The organism is Mesobacillus zeae, assembly GCF_003570705.1.
Classification (GTDB): domain Bacteria; phylum Bacillota; class Bacilli; order Bacillales; family Cytobacillaceae; genus Mesobacillus_C; species Mesobacillus_C zeae.
In genome coordinates this window covers 16,218-32,670 of sequence record NZ_QWVT01000027.1, presented here as the reverse complement: position 1 = coordinate 32,670, position 16,453 = coordinate 16,218, and the positions used below count along the sequence as shown (strand labels likewise).

15 protein-coding genes are annotated in these 16,453 nt (G+C 45.7%); 3 read left to right on the top strand and 12 right to left on the bottom strand.

Annotated features, from left to right (window positions below):
- Nucleotides 1-936: 936 nt before the first annotated feature.
- The 4 genes from D1970_RS15765 to D1970_RS15750 all read right to left on the bottom strand — a co-directional run bounded on the left by D1970_RS15765 (nt 937) and on the right by D1970_RS15750 (nt 5,461).
- Nucleotides 937-2,649, bottom strand: a complete 1,713-nt coding sequence (locus D1970_RS15765; protein WP_119113837.1) for a methyl-accepting chemotaxis protein — start codon at nt 2,647-2,649, stop codon at nt 937-939.
- A 343-nt stretch (nt 2,650-2,992) separates the two neighbouring features.
- Nucleotides 2,993-4,621 carry a M4 family metallopeptidase gene (locus D1970_RS15760; protein ID WP_119113836.1) on the bottom strand — a complete coding sequence of 543 codons (1,629 nt, stop codon included), beginning with the start codon at nt 4,619-4,621 and terminating at the stop codon, nt 2,993-2,995.
- Nucleotides 4,622-4,887: 266 nt separating this feature from the next.
- Nucleotides 4,888-5,097, bottom strand: a complete 210-nt coding sequence (locus D1970_RS15755) for a hypothetical protein (RefSeq protein ID WP_119113835.1) — start codon at nt 5,095-5,097, stop codon at nt 4,888-4,890.
- On the bottom strand, nt 5,078-5,461 hold the full coding sequence (locus D1970_RS15750; protein WP_119113834.1) for a single-stranded DNA-binding protein: 384 nt from the start codon (nt 5,459-5,461) through the stop codon (nt 5,078-5,080). The genes D1970_RS15755 and D1970_RS15750 overlap by 20 nt, the downstream gene beginning before the upstream one ends.
- Nucleotides 5,462-5,809: 348 nt before the next feature.
- Here D1970_RS15750 and D1970_RS15745 point away from each other — a divergent pair, with 348 nt between their 5' ends.
- A complete protein-coding gene (locus D1970_RS15745; protein ID WP_181213334.1) occupies nt 5,810-6,244 on the top strand; it encodes a YwpF family protein in 435 nt (144 codons plus the stop codon).
- Nucleotides 6,245-6,430: 186 nt separating this feature from the next.
- The gene (locus tag D1970_RS22470; protein ID WP_181213333.1) at nt 6,431-6,796 is read left to right on the top strand and encodes a hypothetical protein; all 366 of its coding nucleotides are present in this window, start codon (nt 6,431-6,433) and stop codon (nt 6,794-6,796) included.
- Nucleotides 6,797-7,014: 218 nt separating this feature from the next.
- On the opposite strand, the gene fabZ is transcribed toward D1970_RS22470, so the two are convergent.
- The 8 genes from fabZ to spoIIQ all read right to left on the bottom strand — a co-directional run bounded on the left by fabZ (nt 7,015) and on the right by spoIIQ (nt 15,778).
- Nucleotides 7,015-7,437 (bottom strand): 3-hydroxyacyl-ACP dehydratase FabZ, encoded by a 423-nt coding sequence (gene fabZ / locus D1970_RS15735; protein WP_119113831.1) that lies wholly within the window; start codon nt 7,435-7,437, stop codon nt 7,015-7,017.
- 227 nt (nt 7,438-7,664) lie between these two features.
- A complete protein-coding gene (locus tag D1970_RS15730) occupies nt 7,665-7,934 on the bottom strand; it encodes a DNA-directed RNA polymerase subunit beta (RefSeq protein WP_119113830.1) in 270 nt (89 codons plus the stop codon).
- Between the two features lie 15 nt (nt 7,935-7,949).
- Nucleotides 7,950-8,795: a flagellar hook-basal body protein gene (locus tag D1970_RS15725; protein ID WP_119113829.1), complete on the bottom strand. Its 846-nt coding sequence runs from the start codon at nt 8,793-8,795 to the stop codon at nt 7,950-7,952.
- Nucleotides 8,796-9,128: 333 nt separating this feature from the next.
- Complete coding sequence (locus tag D1970_RS15720; protein WP_119113828.1) at nt 9,129-9,947, bottom strand: flagellar hook-basal body protein; 819 nt, start codon at nt 9,945-9,947, stop codon at nt 9,129-9,131.
- 204 nt (nt 9,948-10,151) lie between these two features.
- Nucleotides 10,152-11,153 carry a rod shape-determining protein gene (locus D1970_RS15715; protein ID WP_119113827.1) on the bottom strand — a complete coding sequence of 334 codons (1,002 nt, stop codon included), beginning with the start codon at nt 11,151-11,153 and terminating at the stop codon, nt 10,152-10,154.
- A 312-nt stretch (nt 11,154-11,465) separates the two neighbouring features.
- Complete coding sequence (gene spoIIID / locus D1970_RS15710) at nt 11,466-11,738, bottom strand: sporulation transcriptional regulator SpoIIID (RefSeq protein ID WP_119113826.1); 273 nt, start codon at nt 11,736-11,738, stop codon at nt 11,466-11,468.
- A 567-nt stretch (nt 11,739-12,305) separates the two neighbouring features.
- The gene (locus D1970_RS15705) at nt 12,306-14,312 is read right to left on the bottom strand and encodes a penicillin-binding transpeptidase domain-containing protein (protein WP_119113825.1); all 2,007 of its coding nucleotides are present in this window, start codon (nt 14,310-14,312) and stop codon (nt 12,306-12,308) included.
- Between the two features lie 398 nt (nt 14,313-14,710).
- Complete coding sequence (gene spoIIQ, locus D1970_RS15700; protein WP_119113824.1) at nt 14,711-15,778, bottom strand: stage II sporulation protein SpoIIQ; 1,068 nt, start codon at nt 15,776-15,778, stop codon at nt 14,711-14,713.
- A 141-nt stretch (nt 15,779-15,919) separates the two neighbouring features.
- On the opposite strand from spoIIQ, the gene D1970_RS15695 reads away from it, so the two are divergent.
- Entirely contained in the window at nt 15,920-16,354 is a 435-nt protein-coding gene (locus D1970_RS15695; protein ID WP_119113823.1) for a VanZ family protein, read from the top strand.
- Nucleotides 16,355-16,453 lie beyond the last annotated feature (99 nt).

Here is a 16,453-nt window from a genome sequence, read left to right as displayed (position 1 = left end):
AATGAAAAATATTGACATCCTATTAGCTGGTTTAATTCTGATCAATTTGAAATGACGGTTGAAGCTAGCAGATTCCTGTTCGGATTAATTGGCGTGTATCTCATCTTAATCGGACAAAAGGAATCTATGCTAGACAATGAGGACAGGACATTGATTTGTATCTTGTTGTTGCTTTTTGCGCCACTTATGACGGAGAAACATACATGAAAATTTCAGAAGTCTTTTCCCACCAGCAGAGCACAGCTTTAACGTCTCTCTTTAATGATAAAGAGTATAGCAAACAAAGCTTGTTTGCTATACCTTTTTTACTTCTTTAAGATATTTATTGGGGGTGGGGAAAATGTTGAAATTCCAGGGCAGGTTGCTGTCCGTATTGGTTACGTTCCTAATCGCAAATATACTGATAGGAACCTTCATGTATTTTACTTTCGAAAAAGATATTGGAACATATTTTACAACAGCGTTGATGATTTTGGCATTCCTGATACCAGGGACAATCTGTGGGTATATCATAGATTGGATGACCATGCGACTAGGATGGGGAAAGTTCTTGAATTATCTTTGTTACTTCATTCTTTCCGCACTCTTCTGTTTGGCGTTTATCATAACTTATTTCGACATGCTCATTTTCTGTGGAGGCTGTTCCACTCTTCTCTGGTTAACACAGCAGTATTTTCTAAGAAGACAAGTCAATCGGGTTGTATAGCGAACGATATTGAATGCTGAGACAGTGCTATAGGGACGAAAAGTTAGTATAGCCAAAACCAAATTAGGGACATAAATAGTTCTCAATACAGGAAGCCCCGCTTTCTTGTTGGCTTTTCTCGCTAGCTGTAGGGGGGAATCTATCGGACCCGTCAATATACCTTAGCTCCTGCATATGTTTATTTTCACCTAGAAAAAGCATCGCAATCCGAGTTGCGATGCTTTTTTATCTTAAATTTTAAATTTCTGCACCATGCTGTTTAGTGTTTCAGCAAGTTCTGCCTGTCCCTGAGCCGAACGCGCCACATCTTCTATCGAAGCAGCGGATTCTGTTACGCTGTCTGCAATTTGCTCGGTGGAGGATGCCGACTCCTGGGCCGTTGCCGATACATTTTGGATGGCTGTATTGATTTGCTCGATTGCGCTTGCAACTTGTTCTGTTACAGCATCAAGTTCTATCGACACATCACTAATTGTTCTAGCATCTTTTTCATATTGTGTGCCTGTTTCAACCAGCAGCTGGTTGTTGGCACCCACAAAGTCCTGGATAAAGGCGAGAATCTCCTCTGCATTTCCAGAGATTCTTCCAAATGCTTCATGCACCTGCTTTACTGTATCCTGGATTTCATTGACCGTCTGGGAGCTTTGCTCGGCAAGCTTTCTTACTTCACCGGCAACAACAGAGAATCCTCTTCCGTGTTCACCAGCCCTTGCCGCTTCGATGGCAGCATTCAGTGACAACAGGTTGACCTGGGCCGCAATATTCCCGATTGTATCCGCCATGACGCTGACCCGGTCCACTACCTTGCCTGCTTCTATGGCATTGAGGATTTTTTCCCGCTTCTCTTCATAAATTTCCTTCGTTATTGTGACAGCGCGCTCGCCTTTTTGCTGGATTTCAGCCGCGCGTTCCTGAATCTCGTTAGATGTTTTCAAAGAAAACTCCGCTTTCGTCGCCAGGGTCACTGTCATTGAACTGACTTCCTCAGTAGAAGCGGATACCTCTTCTGCCACTGAGCTTAAATCTTCTGTCCCTTGGGAAATCTGGCTAACAGAGGCATTGATATTCTCCATCCTTGAGGAAATTTCCTCAGACAATGCTGATAGCTCTTCACTTGTGGCACTGATTTCAGTTGAACTATTTGCGATTTCGGCAATAAGACCCCGGATGTTATCAACAGCCGAATTCAGCGATTTCGCCACACTGCCGATCTCGTCCTTAGCGTCCATGTCGATATTCTGGGTGAAGTCCCCACCGCCTATTTTCTCGGCAAACTCCATGATTCTCGTCAACCTCTTTGATATCAACGTGGCGATCAGCAGACCAAGCACAACTGCCAACAGAATCCCGCCTGCTGAAAAAGACATGATGGCTATGAAGGCTTTATCGTATGAATCGGCATTGTTGTCGAGGGCCTCTTTGCCCCACTTCACATTGTTGTCAATCAATTCATCCAGTTTAGCAGTCATTTTGTCCCTGCTATCAACAAGCTCACGATAATAGGCTTTTGCTTCCCCCATTTTATTTTCATTGATCAGCTTAATATATTCGTCACGAATTCCCCGATAGCCACTTAATAATGTCTTAAATTCAGAATACAGCTCCCTGTCTTCTGGCTTTACAATTGTTTTTTCATAGGCGTCAAGCTCCTGGTTATCCAGGACTACCAAACGGTCATTTTCACTTTCAAGCTCGTTGATCTTATTTTCATCTTTAATGTAAAGCATCAATTCAAGATTCGAATTTATTTGTTTCAGGTTACCTCGAACGGTTCTGGTGGAATTGATCCCGGATAAGTTCTCATTGTACAGCGCATTGGCATTTGAATTGATGGACATGGTATTCGACAGCCCAATATAACCAACAACGGCAATCAAAATCGCAATACACACAAATCCGGATAATAGTTTTGTCCTCATCTTTAAGTTGTTAACCCATTTCACCTTATAATCTCCCCAAACTAAAGTAATAGTGAACGACTCTCCTATGTTACATTCTCCTATGGAACAAGCAGTGATTCCCTTTTGATGTCCGTCCCCTTCCTGAAACTGCTGATGCTTGTTTGATATATATATCGGCTGCCCAAATAAAGATTAAAGTACAAGATTCGACAAAATTTTCGTTTGTCGAATCGGTCGGGAAACTTGTGCTAAAAAACATTGCTTTTTCAGATGGATTTTCTTAATGGAGGAACAGGCTTTATTGGGTTGAATGACAGCTTTCGTGGATAACGCAATAAAAAGCAGGCCGGGAAAAAATTTCCCAACCTGCAAAAAAGGGGGTATTTTATTTGACGCCAACAGCATCGAATGCTGCATTGACGGTCGTCACTTCAGGAGATGTGCTTCCGTAAAGGTCCTTGGCTGCCTGTACAGCCCCTGCGCGTGCCTGGCTGAATGTCGATGAAGCCGTGAAGTAGACAGTGTTTGCGCGGTAGAAGATTGCGCCCATCTTGTCGTTTCCGATTCCGGTTACATTCACACCATAATGCGAACCGCCCTGGCTCATTAGATAGGCTGCCTTATTGATGATTCCGCTGTTTGTATGGACGCCGCCATTGTCTCCAGTGCCTGTATAACGATTGGAGTAATGGTCAGGATCGCCGTATTTCGTTGGATCGCTCATGGAGCGGAGCGCGTCACCGCTTCTTTGCGGTGTATAGACATCTTCGCCCACCTCAAAATCAGGGTTGCGATTATCATAGTATTCTACCAATGTACCAAAAATATCAGAAAGCGCTTCGTTCAGCGCACCGGATTCATTTTGATAGATCAAGTCGGATGAAGTATCAGTGACAGCATGTGTCAATTCATGTGCAATAACGTCAAGGCTGCCTGACAGCGGTGCGAAGGTTGTGCCATCTCCGTCACCGTATACCATCTGGGAGCCATTCCAGAAAGCATTGTTGTAGTTTCTTGAATAGTGGACAGTCGACTTCACCGCTGCCCCTCTGTTGTCATAAGAATTCCGGTTGAAAACATTTTTATAATAATCATAGGTTACTCCTGCATAGAAATGTGCATCAACGGCTGCCCCGTCGTAAGAAGCATTCAGGTTGTTGTCAGCATCTGCCCACAGACTGCCTGGCAGCCTTTGGCCGTTTTTCGCATCATAAGTGAAGATTCCTGATCCGCGGGTGTTATCCTGTAGATAGTACATGCCGCTCGAAAGCATTGTGTTCAATGTTTTATTATCGCCCAAGACACCAATACCCGTGCCGACTGCATCCGTGCCCTTAGTTGGCTTTCCTGCCGTATCAATTGCATTGAACTTATTGAGGATTTTTCCGGATTCCGCTTCGATGATATATTCATAGTTGCCTGGCTCCGGGCTTAGGAAGTTAAGGTTGACATGATAAGCATAGACCGCTTTTTCACCGGCTGGGTATACGACCAATTCCGCTGACGGCTTTTGCTCATAGGCAGGTTTGAATCCAAGATCCGCTTCCGCCAGTTCAATCGCCTGCTTGAGCGATTTCTTTTTCTCAAGATTCTTCAGGCCTTTTTTATCGAGCTCGGAAGCCACCGTGCCGCTGAATGCCTTGAGCACCCCATGCTTGTCCACTCTCGCTGCCTGCGTCGATCCCCATACAGGTACGCCATTGTACACCTGCTGGAGGCGGACAACCTCTCCACCTAGCTGGTCGCTTTCCTGTGAGACTACTTTAAAAGATTCATAGGCTGATTTTGCTCCAAGCCTGTATTCTGCTTTGCTTTGCTGCAAATAATCAAGAATGATGTCTTTTGCTGACTTGGCAGAAGGGTTGGATAGCTTTCCGGAAACGAATGCAGGTGCTCCATTTTTATTCATTAACTTAGTAGGTGTTTCTTTTGCCGCAGCGGATGCATCCATCCCGGCAAATCCTCCAGCAAGCAGTCCTACAGACAACCCGAGAGCCACAACTTTTTTCTTCAAATAGTTTTCCTCCTCAAGTAATGCAAATTATTTTAAATCCGAGAGTATCTCAAAGTAAGTAATTTATTTATACACAATATTCTTAATTTTTGCACTACAAATCTATCATTTTGAGGTTGGGAAACTTTTCTGATAGGAATTATCTGGATATAATCTCACTACAAAAAGCCAGCATAGGCTGCTGGCCGAAGTTGAGGGTATTGAAGAGGGGAAGGGTTTCTCTCTCTGGAAGGTAAAATATACGAGAAATTGCGAAGCTCAGTCTATTAAATTTTTTCTTTTCTCACCTCCCTGGCTTTTCCTTGGTCGGCAATAAACGAGTAAATGCGCTTTATGCGTGGCTCGGCCGCCGCCACTTCAAGCTGGCGGACTCTTTTCGATAGTTCATCGAGTTTTTCATTGGTCTTGCCTGTCATTTTGATCAGGCTGACAAGCAGTTTTTCTAAACCGTCATTTTCATTGGTGCACTGGTTCAAGAGGTGTCCCCTCCATTTCAGGAAGTTCTTCCCTTAGGGACTGAGGCTTTTTGCTGAGGAATTGGACATGCTCTGCGATCACTTCGGTCACAAACACCCGCCTGCCATCATTATTTTCATAATTGCGGGTCTGCAGCCGCCCGGTCACTCCGATGACGGATCCTTTTTTGCAGTAGAGTGCAGTGTTTTCAGCGGTTTTTCTCCAGAGGGTGCAATGGACGAAGTCAGTGTCAATCTCGCCATTTCCATTGCGATAATGCCGGCTGACGGCAAGCGTGATATTGGTAACGGCTTTGCCGTCAGGTGTGAATTTCAGCTCCGGATCCCGGGTCAGCCGCCCTACGAGAATCACTTGGTTGATCAATGCTTCAACTCCTTTCTCCTTGATGATTTCATCATATTCCTCTAACAGTCGGTTAGTAAAATCGCGAAAAATGGTTTTCAGAGAGGTGTTAGAGTGTTGGAAGGCTCCTTTTTGGGCAGGAATATCATTTTTTAGGAAGGTTAAGATGAGAAAATTTGATTTTGCTATTTTTCATAAAGATTTTTCGACAAAAGCGCTGCGGAGGATTTTTTGCTAAACGGAGATGCAGGGGCTGGATTTTCGCCACTCATTCGGCACGGGGTGGCGGCTTTTGTTTCATGTCTGTAATTCGCTTTCTTTTTTTAAGCTATGTTATAATTTTGGAAAATGGGGTCAGGAGGCTTCGACATGAAAACGTTTAGGTTGATCTCCATGCAAATTGCCGATCATGACAGCTTGACGGACATCGCTTTTAAAGAAGGGCTGATCATTAACAAGGAAGATGACCAAGGCACATGGCTGATCGAGGCATTTGTCGAAAAGGAATTCATCCCTGTCTTCGAGGAAGCGTGCAAAGAGAATAAGGATATTGTTACCCAGGTGATTATCACGAAAAAAGAAAACGATCCCGCTACCTTCAAGACAAAGGTATGCAGTGTGAGGGCCATCAACGACCATGCCTGCGTGCTTCTCCGGGGCAAGCTGACAAGGCTGAGGAGCGACTACCCTGCCCAGCTGCTGGAGTACCTGATGGAGCAGGGCTTCACGGACGGAGAACTCGTTACCGAATTCAGGAAAAACCTTATCGCCAGGCCAAGACTCGTCCTTCCGAAAAAAGTGTAATCACTCAGCCGTCTTCCCTTTTGGTGGGAGGGCGGATTTTTTTATGTAAGGCGGAAAAAAATCAAGCAGCGCTGGTAACGGAAGGACGACTTTTCAAGCACAGGAGACCAAGCATCCATTGTCTTCCCCCATTGACGGGAGAACGACTTATTAGGCTCAGAAGCAACCACTGCCTACACTGTTGACGTGGACGGTTTTTCAGGCAAAGACAAAGAAAAAGGCAAGCATCCTGCGCCTGCCCTTTCTGCATTACCTGTCCTTATTGTTCTCGTCTCTCCGGTCACGATCATCCTCGACCGGCTCTTCGCCTGGATCGTTGTCATCCTTCATCATGTCGCCGTCATCATCCGTGTTGATGTCATCATTTTCGTCGTTCTCATCGTTGAGGTCATTGTCATCACGGTTGTCATCGTTCAAATCATTGTCCAGGTTGTCGTCGTTATTATTGTTATTGTTGTCATCGTTATTGTCAGCCGGATTGTTAATGTCCACATCACCCTCTGGCGGTGGATCATTTTCGTCGTTGTTGCCGCAGCCGACAATCATGGCTGAAAGCAAAAATCCACTGAACAACGTTAACAGCTTCTTTTTCATGGCAAGTAGCCCCTTTCCTGTTTTTTTTGCGACCTTTTAAACGGTCTGCCGTTAGAATTCCCAGGAAAGGGGCAAAACTTGCATATTGTACTTAAAAGATTTTTGCTGTGACGCAATCTCGCCTAGCAAGCGATTAGCCGCGCGTGCTAGGCTGATCTTAACGTTGTATGCTTGGTTTATTTCAGCGCAAACATAATTTCAGTTTCACAGGCGACCTGCCCGTCGACAGTAGCAATGGCTTTTCCCTTACCGATCGGCCCTTTGAATTTGACCATTTCCACCTCAAGGCGGAGCTGATCACCAGGCTTGACCTGCCTTTTAAACCGGCAGTTGTCGATTCCTGCGAAAAAAGCAAGCTTTCCGCGGTTTTCCTCAGGTTTCAGCATAGCTACAGCTCCCACCTGGGCGAGTGCCTCGACAATCAGCACACCCGGCATAACAGGATAGTCAGGGAAATGACCGTTAAAAAACTCTTCATTGGCCGAAACATTTTTCACGCCAACCGCCCTTTTTCCTTCCTCTACCTCAAGAATTCTATCTACAAGCAAAAATGGATAACGATGCGGAATGATTTCTTTAATTTCAGTGATATCAAGCATTTTGATTAGTACCTCCTCTTAATATTAGGTGCTTACTTTTATTGTACTGTAAGATGGCGGCAAAATGAAAGGAAAATCATAAATTGTCCTCACAATAAGGTCAAATGGGTTGGGATTTGAGCGGTACGCTTGGCTCGTTACTATAAAGTATGGAGTGCGCGCGAATTCTCCATCTCCTTAAAACAGCAAAAATGCCAGGCTCCCTAAAAATAAGAGCCTGGCACTAGTTATTCTTTATTCACAAGGTCGAGGATATGGGTCCATGTCGCTTTATCAAATGTATCGCTTGCCTTTCCGCTGCCTATCCCGCTGTAGCCTGTTACAAGGCCGGCAGCAGTGCTGAGAAGGAAGAGCACAATGACAATGATGATTCGAAGCCAGATTGGAATGAGACGGACTCTTAACTTAACCCGCCCGTCTGCCTTCTCTATTTTTTTGCTTTCTCCCTTAACAGCTTCCTGTGCGGGAATCTCCTGGTATAAATCACTCAATGCCATTTTACTCTTCCCTTCTTAACGGATTCCGTTGACAAGCCCTTCCATCTGGTCGGCTAGGGTAATCGAGCGCGATTGGAACTGATAGCCGCGTTGCACATTGATCAAATCAGTCATTTCTTTGCTCATTTCAACATTGGACTGCTCTAATGCTCCCTGTTTGATGGAGATGCCGCCTCTTTCCGGTCCGGCCATTTCCGTAATGATATCATTTTCGGTTACTCCAAGTGCGTCAAGGTTGTCGGGGAAGCCAAGGAGATTGTCACCCTTTTGCTCAAGAAATTGCGGCTTCTTCACGAACACGACGCCAAGATTCGCTTCTTGCTTCGAGCCATTGGGCATACTGGCGGTAATGGTGCCAGTTGCAGAAACGGTGATGTTGGTCGGCTTCCCTGTGAATGTAATCGGGCGGCTGCTTTCGTCAAGCACCGGATGGCCGTCACTGTTCACAAGCATCGTTTCATTGTCCGACAGCGGGCTCAAGTAAAATGCGCCATTCCTTGTCAGGCGTACTGCCGAACTGCCATCAGAGTTCTGTGCAAGCACACGGAACATCTGGCCTTCAGCTGTAAACGCTGTATCAAGCGACCTTTCGGTTGTTTTCAGGCTGCCTTGGGAAAGGACTATTTGCGACTGGGCAATTTTCGCTCCCGTTCCCTGGCGGATATTAAACGGAGTGAGCCTGTTTTGCTCAAGCCGGTCATGTGGCTGGTTTCTGAATTCCTGTGCAACAAGGTCGGTAAAAGTCGAATCGCGGCGTTTATAGCCGTTCGTGTCGATATTAGCGATATTGTTGCTGATGATATCCATTTGCTTTTGCAGCTGGGAGAGTGTATTGGTTGCTGTTATCATCGTTCGGTTCATCGTCATTCCCTCATTTTCAAGCCGGGAACCCGGCTGTTGCATTTATGGGTGATTGGCAAAAAGCGATTGATGCCTGTTTCTTCGGCCCACTGTCGTATTTATCGGTCAAAATATCATCTTGTTTTATCTTTTTTATAAAATTCTTGGCTGAGGGTGCTATAGATTGTTTTTTGCAAAGATATGGCTGTTGTGGCTTGGGTGCAATAGTTTTTGCCAAATTGATGTCGTAACCATTGCTGCTATGGTCTTTCAACAGTTTTCGTTGTGGCTGAAATGCTATGAGATTTTTACAAATGTTATACTGTTTGCCTTTTTCCTAAAAATAAAGTTCTCTTATAACCTGCCGATTTCATTGGCGGCTTTTTCCATGCTGCGGTCATAAGCCTGCATGACCTTCTGGTTGGCCTCAAAAGCACGATAGGCGGTCATCATATCGGTCATCGTCCTTGAAACATCGACGTTAGACTGCTCCACTGAGCCTTGCTTCAGACTGAACCGAACCCCACCTGTAGCTGCTGCATCCGGCAGTTCCTTGCCATCTCCAGTTCTGAACAGGCCGTTGCCTTCCCTGATCATTTGGTTCGGATTAGCTGCAAATGCAATAGCAAGCTGTGAAGTTTCTCCGGCTTGTCCTGTGACAACACCGTTTTCACTGACAGTAAACTGATCGCTTGAAAGCTGGATTGGATTTCCCTGGCTGCTGAGGACGTATTCCCCGCTAGCCGTTGTTAAAAAGCCTTTGCCATCGAGCGTAAAGTTACCGTTTCGCGTATAGCGCAGCGATCCATCAGCCTGGCGGACGGTAAAGAAGACGGAACCCGGCGTTCCTGTTTCACCATCTACCGGCATGCTGACGTCATAGAGGGCCATGTCTGTCTTTTTGCCCGTATCACGCAAATCACCCTGAATGAACTTCGGGATGGCTTCCTGCATGTATACTCCTGTATTGATTGGGCCCACTGTTTTGTTCTGCGGAAAGCCCAGATGATCTTTCTCAACCCTCTCGAGGAGCATTTCAGGAAAAGCCCTCATGGCCGATTGATCTGCCTTAAAACCTGGTGTATTAGAATTGGACATATTATTCGTCAGCATTTCCGTGCGCCTCTGCTGGGCAAGCATACCCGACGCCACAGTATAAAAACCTCTAAACATGTTAGACACCTCAAAAGGGTTCTTAGAATTTTTGGCAAATTGCCTCTATACTCTATTATAAGAAAAAAATCTCCAGGAAACATTAACAATTTGTAGAAATTTGTTGTTTTCTTGGTTTTCTTTTCTCAAAAACGGGTAAAAAATAAAGAACCTGGACTTCTGTGCCTTTTTTTTGCACAAAAATCCAGATTCTGTAGTTAAAAATTAAATGATTTTTCTTCCCGAAATCTTATCGATGTTATCAAGCATGATTCCGGTACCAATTGCAACGCAGTCCATTGGGTTTTCAGCAACAAGGACAGGCACCTTCAATTCTTCGGCAAGAAGCGTATCCATGCCATGAAGCAGCGCGCCTCCGCCCGTCATGATGACGCCGCGGTCAATGATGTCCGCAGAAAGCTCCGGTGGAGTTTTTTCAAGCACGCTTTTGGCTGCCTGAACGATGATGGAAACAGACTCGCGCAAAGCCAGCTCGATTTCCTCAGAGTGGACAGTCAGTGTTCTTGGAAGTCCTGAAACCATATCACGGCCACGGATTTCCATCTCTTCCTGGCGGGAACCAGCGAAAACTGTTCCAATGTTAATTTTTATATTTTCAGCTGTGCGATCGCCGATCAGCAGTTTGTATTCACGTTTGATGTAGTTTAAAATCTCGGCATCGAATTTGTCGCCGGCCATTTTGATGGATGAGGAAGTAACGATATCACCCATGGATAGGACAGCTATGTCTGTTGTGCCGCCGCCGATGTCGACGACCATGTTTCCGCTAGGCTGGAAGATATCCATGCCAGCGCCGATAGCTGCGACTTTTGGCTCTTCTTCAAGATACACTTTTTTGCCGCCGCTTTTTTCAGCTGCTTCCTTGATAGCTTTTTGCTCAACGCTTGTAATGTTCGTTGGGCAGCAAATCAAGATGCGCGGTTTGGAAAGGAACCCTTTGACGTCCAATTTGTTGATAAAATGCTTAAGCATGGCTTCTGTCACATCAAAGTCTGCAATGACTCCATCCTGCAGCGGACGGATTGCAACGATATTCCCAGGAGTACGCCCTACCATGCGGCGCGCCTCTTCTCCGACAGCCAATACTTTATTATTGTTTTTATCGATTGCCACGACAGATGGTTCATTTAGCACAATCCCGCGGCCTTTAACGTGGATCAGCACATTGGCAGTACCAAGGTCGATCCCAATATCCCTAGCTAACATCCCTATCTTTTCCTCCTTGAAAAATCGCTGGCTGCGGCTGATTGATCCCGCCAGTTCCGAAAACAGACAAGGATCAGTAAGGATATTCAGAAGCCGCTGCGTAATTGCGAACCATATATTTCCCTAATTTCTTATTCTATCATAAAAAAATGGAAATAGTAAATAAAACCTAGAAAATTAAGAAAAGAAACTTACAGAACCACAATAAAGCGTGCCTGACCCCCTTTAGCAAACTAAAGGGGGTCAGGCACGCTCTATTAAATTAACGCAGCACCCCACTGGGGGTCAGGCACGCTTTAGGGATTTAGTGCTTTATTGGACTGGCTCTTCTTCCCTTTCTTCTTTGCTGTATTTCTGCTTTGTTGCTTCCCCGCCGCGCAAATGGCGGATTGATTTATGGTAATCAAGTATTTCCTTCACCTCGTTGGCTAGCTCCGGGTTGATTTCAGGCAGTCTTTCCGTCAGGTCTTTATGGACTGTACTTTTGGACACGCCAAACTCCTTCGCGATTACGCGAACCGTTTTTCTCGTCTCCACGATATACTTTCCAATCTTGATGGTTCTCTCTTTGATGTAATCGTGCACACCACTCGCCCTCCCTAAATTGGATGTGAGAAGTGTGAAATGAGACTCGCTATTCTCGTCGTCAACTCCTGTAATCCGCACTTGATTAAGCACGGCAGAAGGCATGAGCCTTCTGGACACTGCAGGGACTAATCATTGTCTCCAGCTGAATTCCCATTTCTGCAAACGACTCCTCACCTCAAACACTCTCTTTGTCAGGTTTGTAAACAGTTTATTAGCTTGGTTGAGGATATATGCATAAATTAACCAATCGGGACAAGGGATACCGGAAAGTTTTTTGAAAATTGGAACTGACAAGGAGGGTGAGAAAAAGCTTGCCTAAGAGCAAATTCAAACTATGCGATGTGGAGTTCAATCCTTGTATGGTTTCAAACAATCCCCCCTCATAAATGAAATACAGCACTTTAACCATAGTGTTAGCACTTCGTGAAAAACTGAAGCATTCGTCTTTTAAAAAGAAGAGATCCATTCCTCAAATCATGAAATTCCCTCAAGAAAACCAGACTGCTAAACGCGCCTTTTCCACAACAAAAAAACCGGCGGGAATCTCCCACCGGCCAAAACTATCTATTGCTTTGTCCTAGTCTCAAATACATTTTTCACTCGGGAAACGGCTGTCTTGGAGCCGCCTTTTTCCTGAACGTTGTCGATCATCATCGTGATGAGAAGATTAGGCGATTGCGGGTTGTAGCCGACGAACCAGCCAAGCTCACGACCTTTTTCCCCTTGCTTTGCCTTGATTTCCGCTGTACCTGTTTTACCAGCGAGCGGGTAGTTCGGGATCACTGCGGAATGGGCGGAGCCTCTCGGATCAGAAACGACCTTTGTCAGCATTCCGTTCAGCGCCATGGCCTCTTCCTCCGTAATCAAGCCCTCACTCCACACTTGGCTCTTTTTATCGTCTGCAAGCAGTACAGGCTTGATGAGATTGCCTTTATTCACAAAAGGCGTATATGCTGCCGACAGATGGAGGATGTTCATCTCGATTTGTCCCTGACCGTAGCCCGAATCGGCGAGCGTTATCTCTTTTCCAATATCGCCCATCGTTGACGGTTCAAGCGGATAAAGATAATCCAACTCCTTCTCAAAGCCAAACTTCTTCAGCCCCTCGCCGAAAGCATCCTTGCCAGTATCAAGCGCTACACGGGCAAAATAAATATTGTCGGAATAAATCAAGGCCTTCTCCATATCGATCTGGCCTTTGACGTCGGAGATACGGGTCACCTTGTAGTTTCCCCATGAATTATTAGGCTGCCATCTCTTTTCATTGATCGTATAGGCTTTATCAAGGCTGATTTTATCACTGGAAAGGCCGACAGCCGCTGTAATTGGCTTCATGACCGAACCCGGAGCAAATTTGAGCTTGAAGCGGTTCAGGGTCGGATCGGCAGGGTTGTTGGCCATTTCCTCGCGCTGCGACTTGGTAAAACCGAGCGTAGCCGCGTTCGGATCGAATCCTGGAGCACTTACAAGCGCCAGCGTTTCACCAGTGAGAGGGTTGATAGCGGAAGCTGCACCTGCTTCTCCCTTCATCTGGTCGTAAATTTGCTGCTGCAGGACGACATCGATGGTGAGTTTGACATCTTCCCCATCTTTTACTGACTTTTCAGCAAGAAGTTTTTCGCTGCCGTCTTTTTTCTTAATGGAAATCCTTACACCATTCTCTCCCCTGAGCCTCTCTTCAAGCACTTGCTCAAGGCCGCGCTTTCCAATCAGGTCACTGGACGTATAACCTTTGCCCTCAAGCTTTTTCAGGTCATCCGCCGTTACCGGGGCAACGTAGCCAACCAAGTGGGAAAAAGCTTCGCCGTAAGGATACTCGCGGACATTCACCTTGCTGCTTGTGACTCCGTCGAGAGCAAACAATTTTTCCTGCAATGCAAGATTGTCTTTCGAGATTTTTTTCAGCGGAACGAGCAGATCAGGCTTGACCCATGGGGCTTCAAGCATTTTGTTGATATGTTCTTCCGTCATTTCAAGCAGCTTTGCGAGCGTCGCGATTGTTTCCTTCTTCTTGTCGCCAAGCTGGCCCGGTATGACTCCGATTTCAAGCGCATAGCCATTGGCTGCCACCATGTCCCCGTTCCGGTCCATAATGCTGCCGCGGTTTGCTGGAATCGATTGATAGCTCAGTCGGTCTTCCTTGCCAAGCTCGGGAAAAATATAAGTTTGATTCCAGTCGATATACCAGTTTTCTTCGTCCCCGTGTTTTTCTTTCAGCAGCTTGGCCGTATGGCCGAATTTGATTGGCCCGGCGGCGCTGTCCATTTTTGCCGAGAACGGAAAGTTTGCACTCTCTTTGTGCTTTTTCTCTTCTTCAGGCTTCTTGAATTGGACATCAAGCTTGTCGATTTCAAGGTCTTTATATATTTTATCGTAACGGTTCACAAACTCTTCTTTTGTGATGGACTGCTTTGCATCATCAGTGAGGTAACCGTACATCTTGTCGAATTTCTTAGCATTCCAAAGCTTAATATACTGCGAAAGTCTGTCTTCCGGACTGGTTTCCTTGCTGCAGCCGGTAAACATAACAGCCAGCATTATTGCCGCAATAAGTAAGATTACTTTCCTCATTATTTGTCTCTCCTCCTTCTGACTGATTTTAGCATAGTCAGGGAGAACATTCTATTGGACAACATTATGGCAGGATTAAATAGTTTTCGACAGAGGTGTACGGCGGGAGTTTGGATTTGCACTATCTATTAGGTGCCGAGTTAGGTGCCGAGTAGGTGCCGAGTTAGGTGATGCACATTATGCATTCGCAGCGGGTTGGGCAATATGTATTAGATGCCGTATTCGCGATGTCCACTAATCACAGTGCTCGTCCCACTAAAACGGCCATCCTGGGGAAGTATCAGCACTAGAATTCCTATCCGCCGCAGCAGGACAGATATTAGAGCAACCGGTTCCTCTCAAATATACAGATCTTTTAAAAGTCAAAAAAACCCGCCGTGAGGGGCGGGTTTCCAAAATTAAGAGTTAGTTGTGTTCTTGGACTCACTAGAAGGATTAATGCTGTCCTTCTCGCTTTCTTTCGTGTTTTTTGTGCCTTCATCTTTGGATGACTCTTCATTGAGCTTCGTGCCATCTTTAGATTTTGTGCTGTCCTCAGGCTTCGCGTCTTCTTCAGACTTCGTTCCGTCTTCTGGCTTTGCGCCTTCGTCAGACTTCGTTCCGTCTTCTGGCTTTCCGCCTTCATCAGACTTCGTTCCGCCCTCTGGCTTTGTACCTTCGCCAGACTTTGTTCCATCCTCTGGCTTCGTGCTGTCACCAGACTTTGTTCCATCTTCCATTTTGGAATCATCGCTAGTTTCCTCAGTCTTGCCGGAATTATCGGCAGGAACCACATTCGCTTCCATCAGAGCACTCATCGGCTTTTCAAAGAAATCGCTCGGATTAACAGGAATGTTGTCTTTGCGGATTTCAAAATGAACGTGTATGCCGGCCTTTTCGTTGAACATGCTGCGCCCTGAAGTAGCTAGGGCCTGGCCTTGGTCAACCTTCTGGCCCGCTTTGACTTTAATATTTTTTACAGATTGATACTGTGTTACAATGCCTTTATCGTGTTCAATTTCAATGACATTTCCAAGTAGTGCATCGTCTTTGATGCTTTTCACAGTGCCGCTAACAGAGGCAACAACTTCAAATTCCTTGCCGTTTTTATGGGCAATGTCGATTCCCGTGTTTGGGTGGTATTGGTTATTGTAGACAACCAACGCTGCTTCCTGCTCTTCTTTTTTGCTGTCATTATCATAGAATTGTTTTTGGATGACAACTTTTTCAGGATCAGCTGCAGGCATCAGGAAATTTTCAAGTGCTCGGTTGACTTCGACGGCAGGAGCATCGTTCAATTTTTTCCCAGGCTGGTCAGTGGCTTCATAATCGAATTTGTCGCTTTCTGTACCGCTGTTTTGATACCAGACTACACCAGACAGAATGATTGCAGCACTTGCCAGATAGATTGCTGGATATGCCCAGCGCTTCTTAAAAAACCGTTTCATACTTGTGTCCTGAGAAGATTTTTTTTCTTCCTCTCTCATTTTCATCACCTCAGCAACCAGTCTGAACAGATAGAAAACAATATATACATAGAGCCAAAAATTTTTTACTGCTTATCTTTCGACAAAGCGGTTTATTTTATTCATTTTGGCATCACTTTTTACGAAATGGGGATTTTTATCATGAAAATTGCAGTATGGATGTTAAGATTTTTGCCGCCGATATATATGGCGGCTATCTGGATTATGTCTAGCCTGCCAGACACGGCGGTCATTGAGCTGTCGGACCACAGCATCGACCGATACTTCAAAGAGTCCCTGCACCTCGTGGAATTCGGGATACTCTACATTCTGCTGTTCCTCGCGGCGCTGACTTTCCGCGGATTCAAGCCATTGTGGAGCTTCGCATTCATGGGCATCAGTATCCTTTATGGCCTTCTCGATGAATATCACCAAAGCTTCATGCCGTACCGCTCGGCAACACTAATAGATTTTGTGAAAGATGTGATTGGAGTGCTTGCCGCTTCCCACTTCCTGCACCATGCACGCTTCAGCGGGAAGTTTCCGGCGATTGGAAGATGGCTGGAGAGAGTCGCGCAGATTGGTAGGATGCGTTAGGCGGGGCGGTGCCGTTGGGTTGATCCTTAGGTTGATTCCGGGATATTGGTGCAGGGCGGGGCTGCTTGATGGAAACAGTTTGAGCAGGGGGTATCTTGG

What these genes read in the sequence shown, in the direction of transcription:
- D1970_RS15720 (WP_119113828.1), bottom strand. Translation starts at nt 9,947, where the DNA reads ATGTTTAGAGGTTTTTATACTGTGGCGTCGGGTATGCTTGCCCAGCAG.
- D1970_RS15715 (WP_119113827.1), bottom strand. Translation starts at nt 11,153, where the DNA reads ATGTTAGCTAGGGATATTGGGATCGACCTTGGTACTGCCAATGTGCTG.
- D1970_RS15745 (WP_181213334.1), top strand. Translation starts at nt 5,810, where the DNA reads ATGAAAACGTTTAGGTTGATCTCCATGCAAATTGCCGATCATGACAGC.
- spoIIQ (WP_119113824.1), bottom strand. Translation starts at nt 15,778, where the DNA reads ATGAGAGAGGAAGAAAAAAAATCTTCTCAGGACACAAGTATGAAACGG.
- D1970_RS15695 (WP_119113823.1), top strand. Translation starts at nt 15,920, where the DNA reads ATGAAAATTGCAGTATGGATGTTAAGATTTTTGCCGCCGATATATATG.
- D1970_RS15705 (WP_119113825.1), bottom strand. Translation starts at nt 14,312, where the DNA reads ATGAGGAAAGTAATCTTACTTATTGCGGCAATAATGCTGGCTGTTATG.
- D1970_RS15725 (WP_119113829.1), bottom strand. Translation starts at nt 8,795, where the DNA reads ATGAACCGAACGATGATAACAGCAACCAATACACTCTCCCAGCTGCAA.
- fabZ (WP_119113831.1), bottom strand. Translation starts at nt 7,437, where the DNA reads ATGCTTGATATCACTGAAATTAAAGAAATCATTCCGCATCGTTATCCA.
- D1970_RS15730 (WP_119113830.1), bottom strand. Translation starts at nt 7,934, where the DNA reads ATGGCATTGAGTGATTTATACCAGGAGATTCCCGCACAGGAAGCTGTT.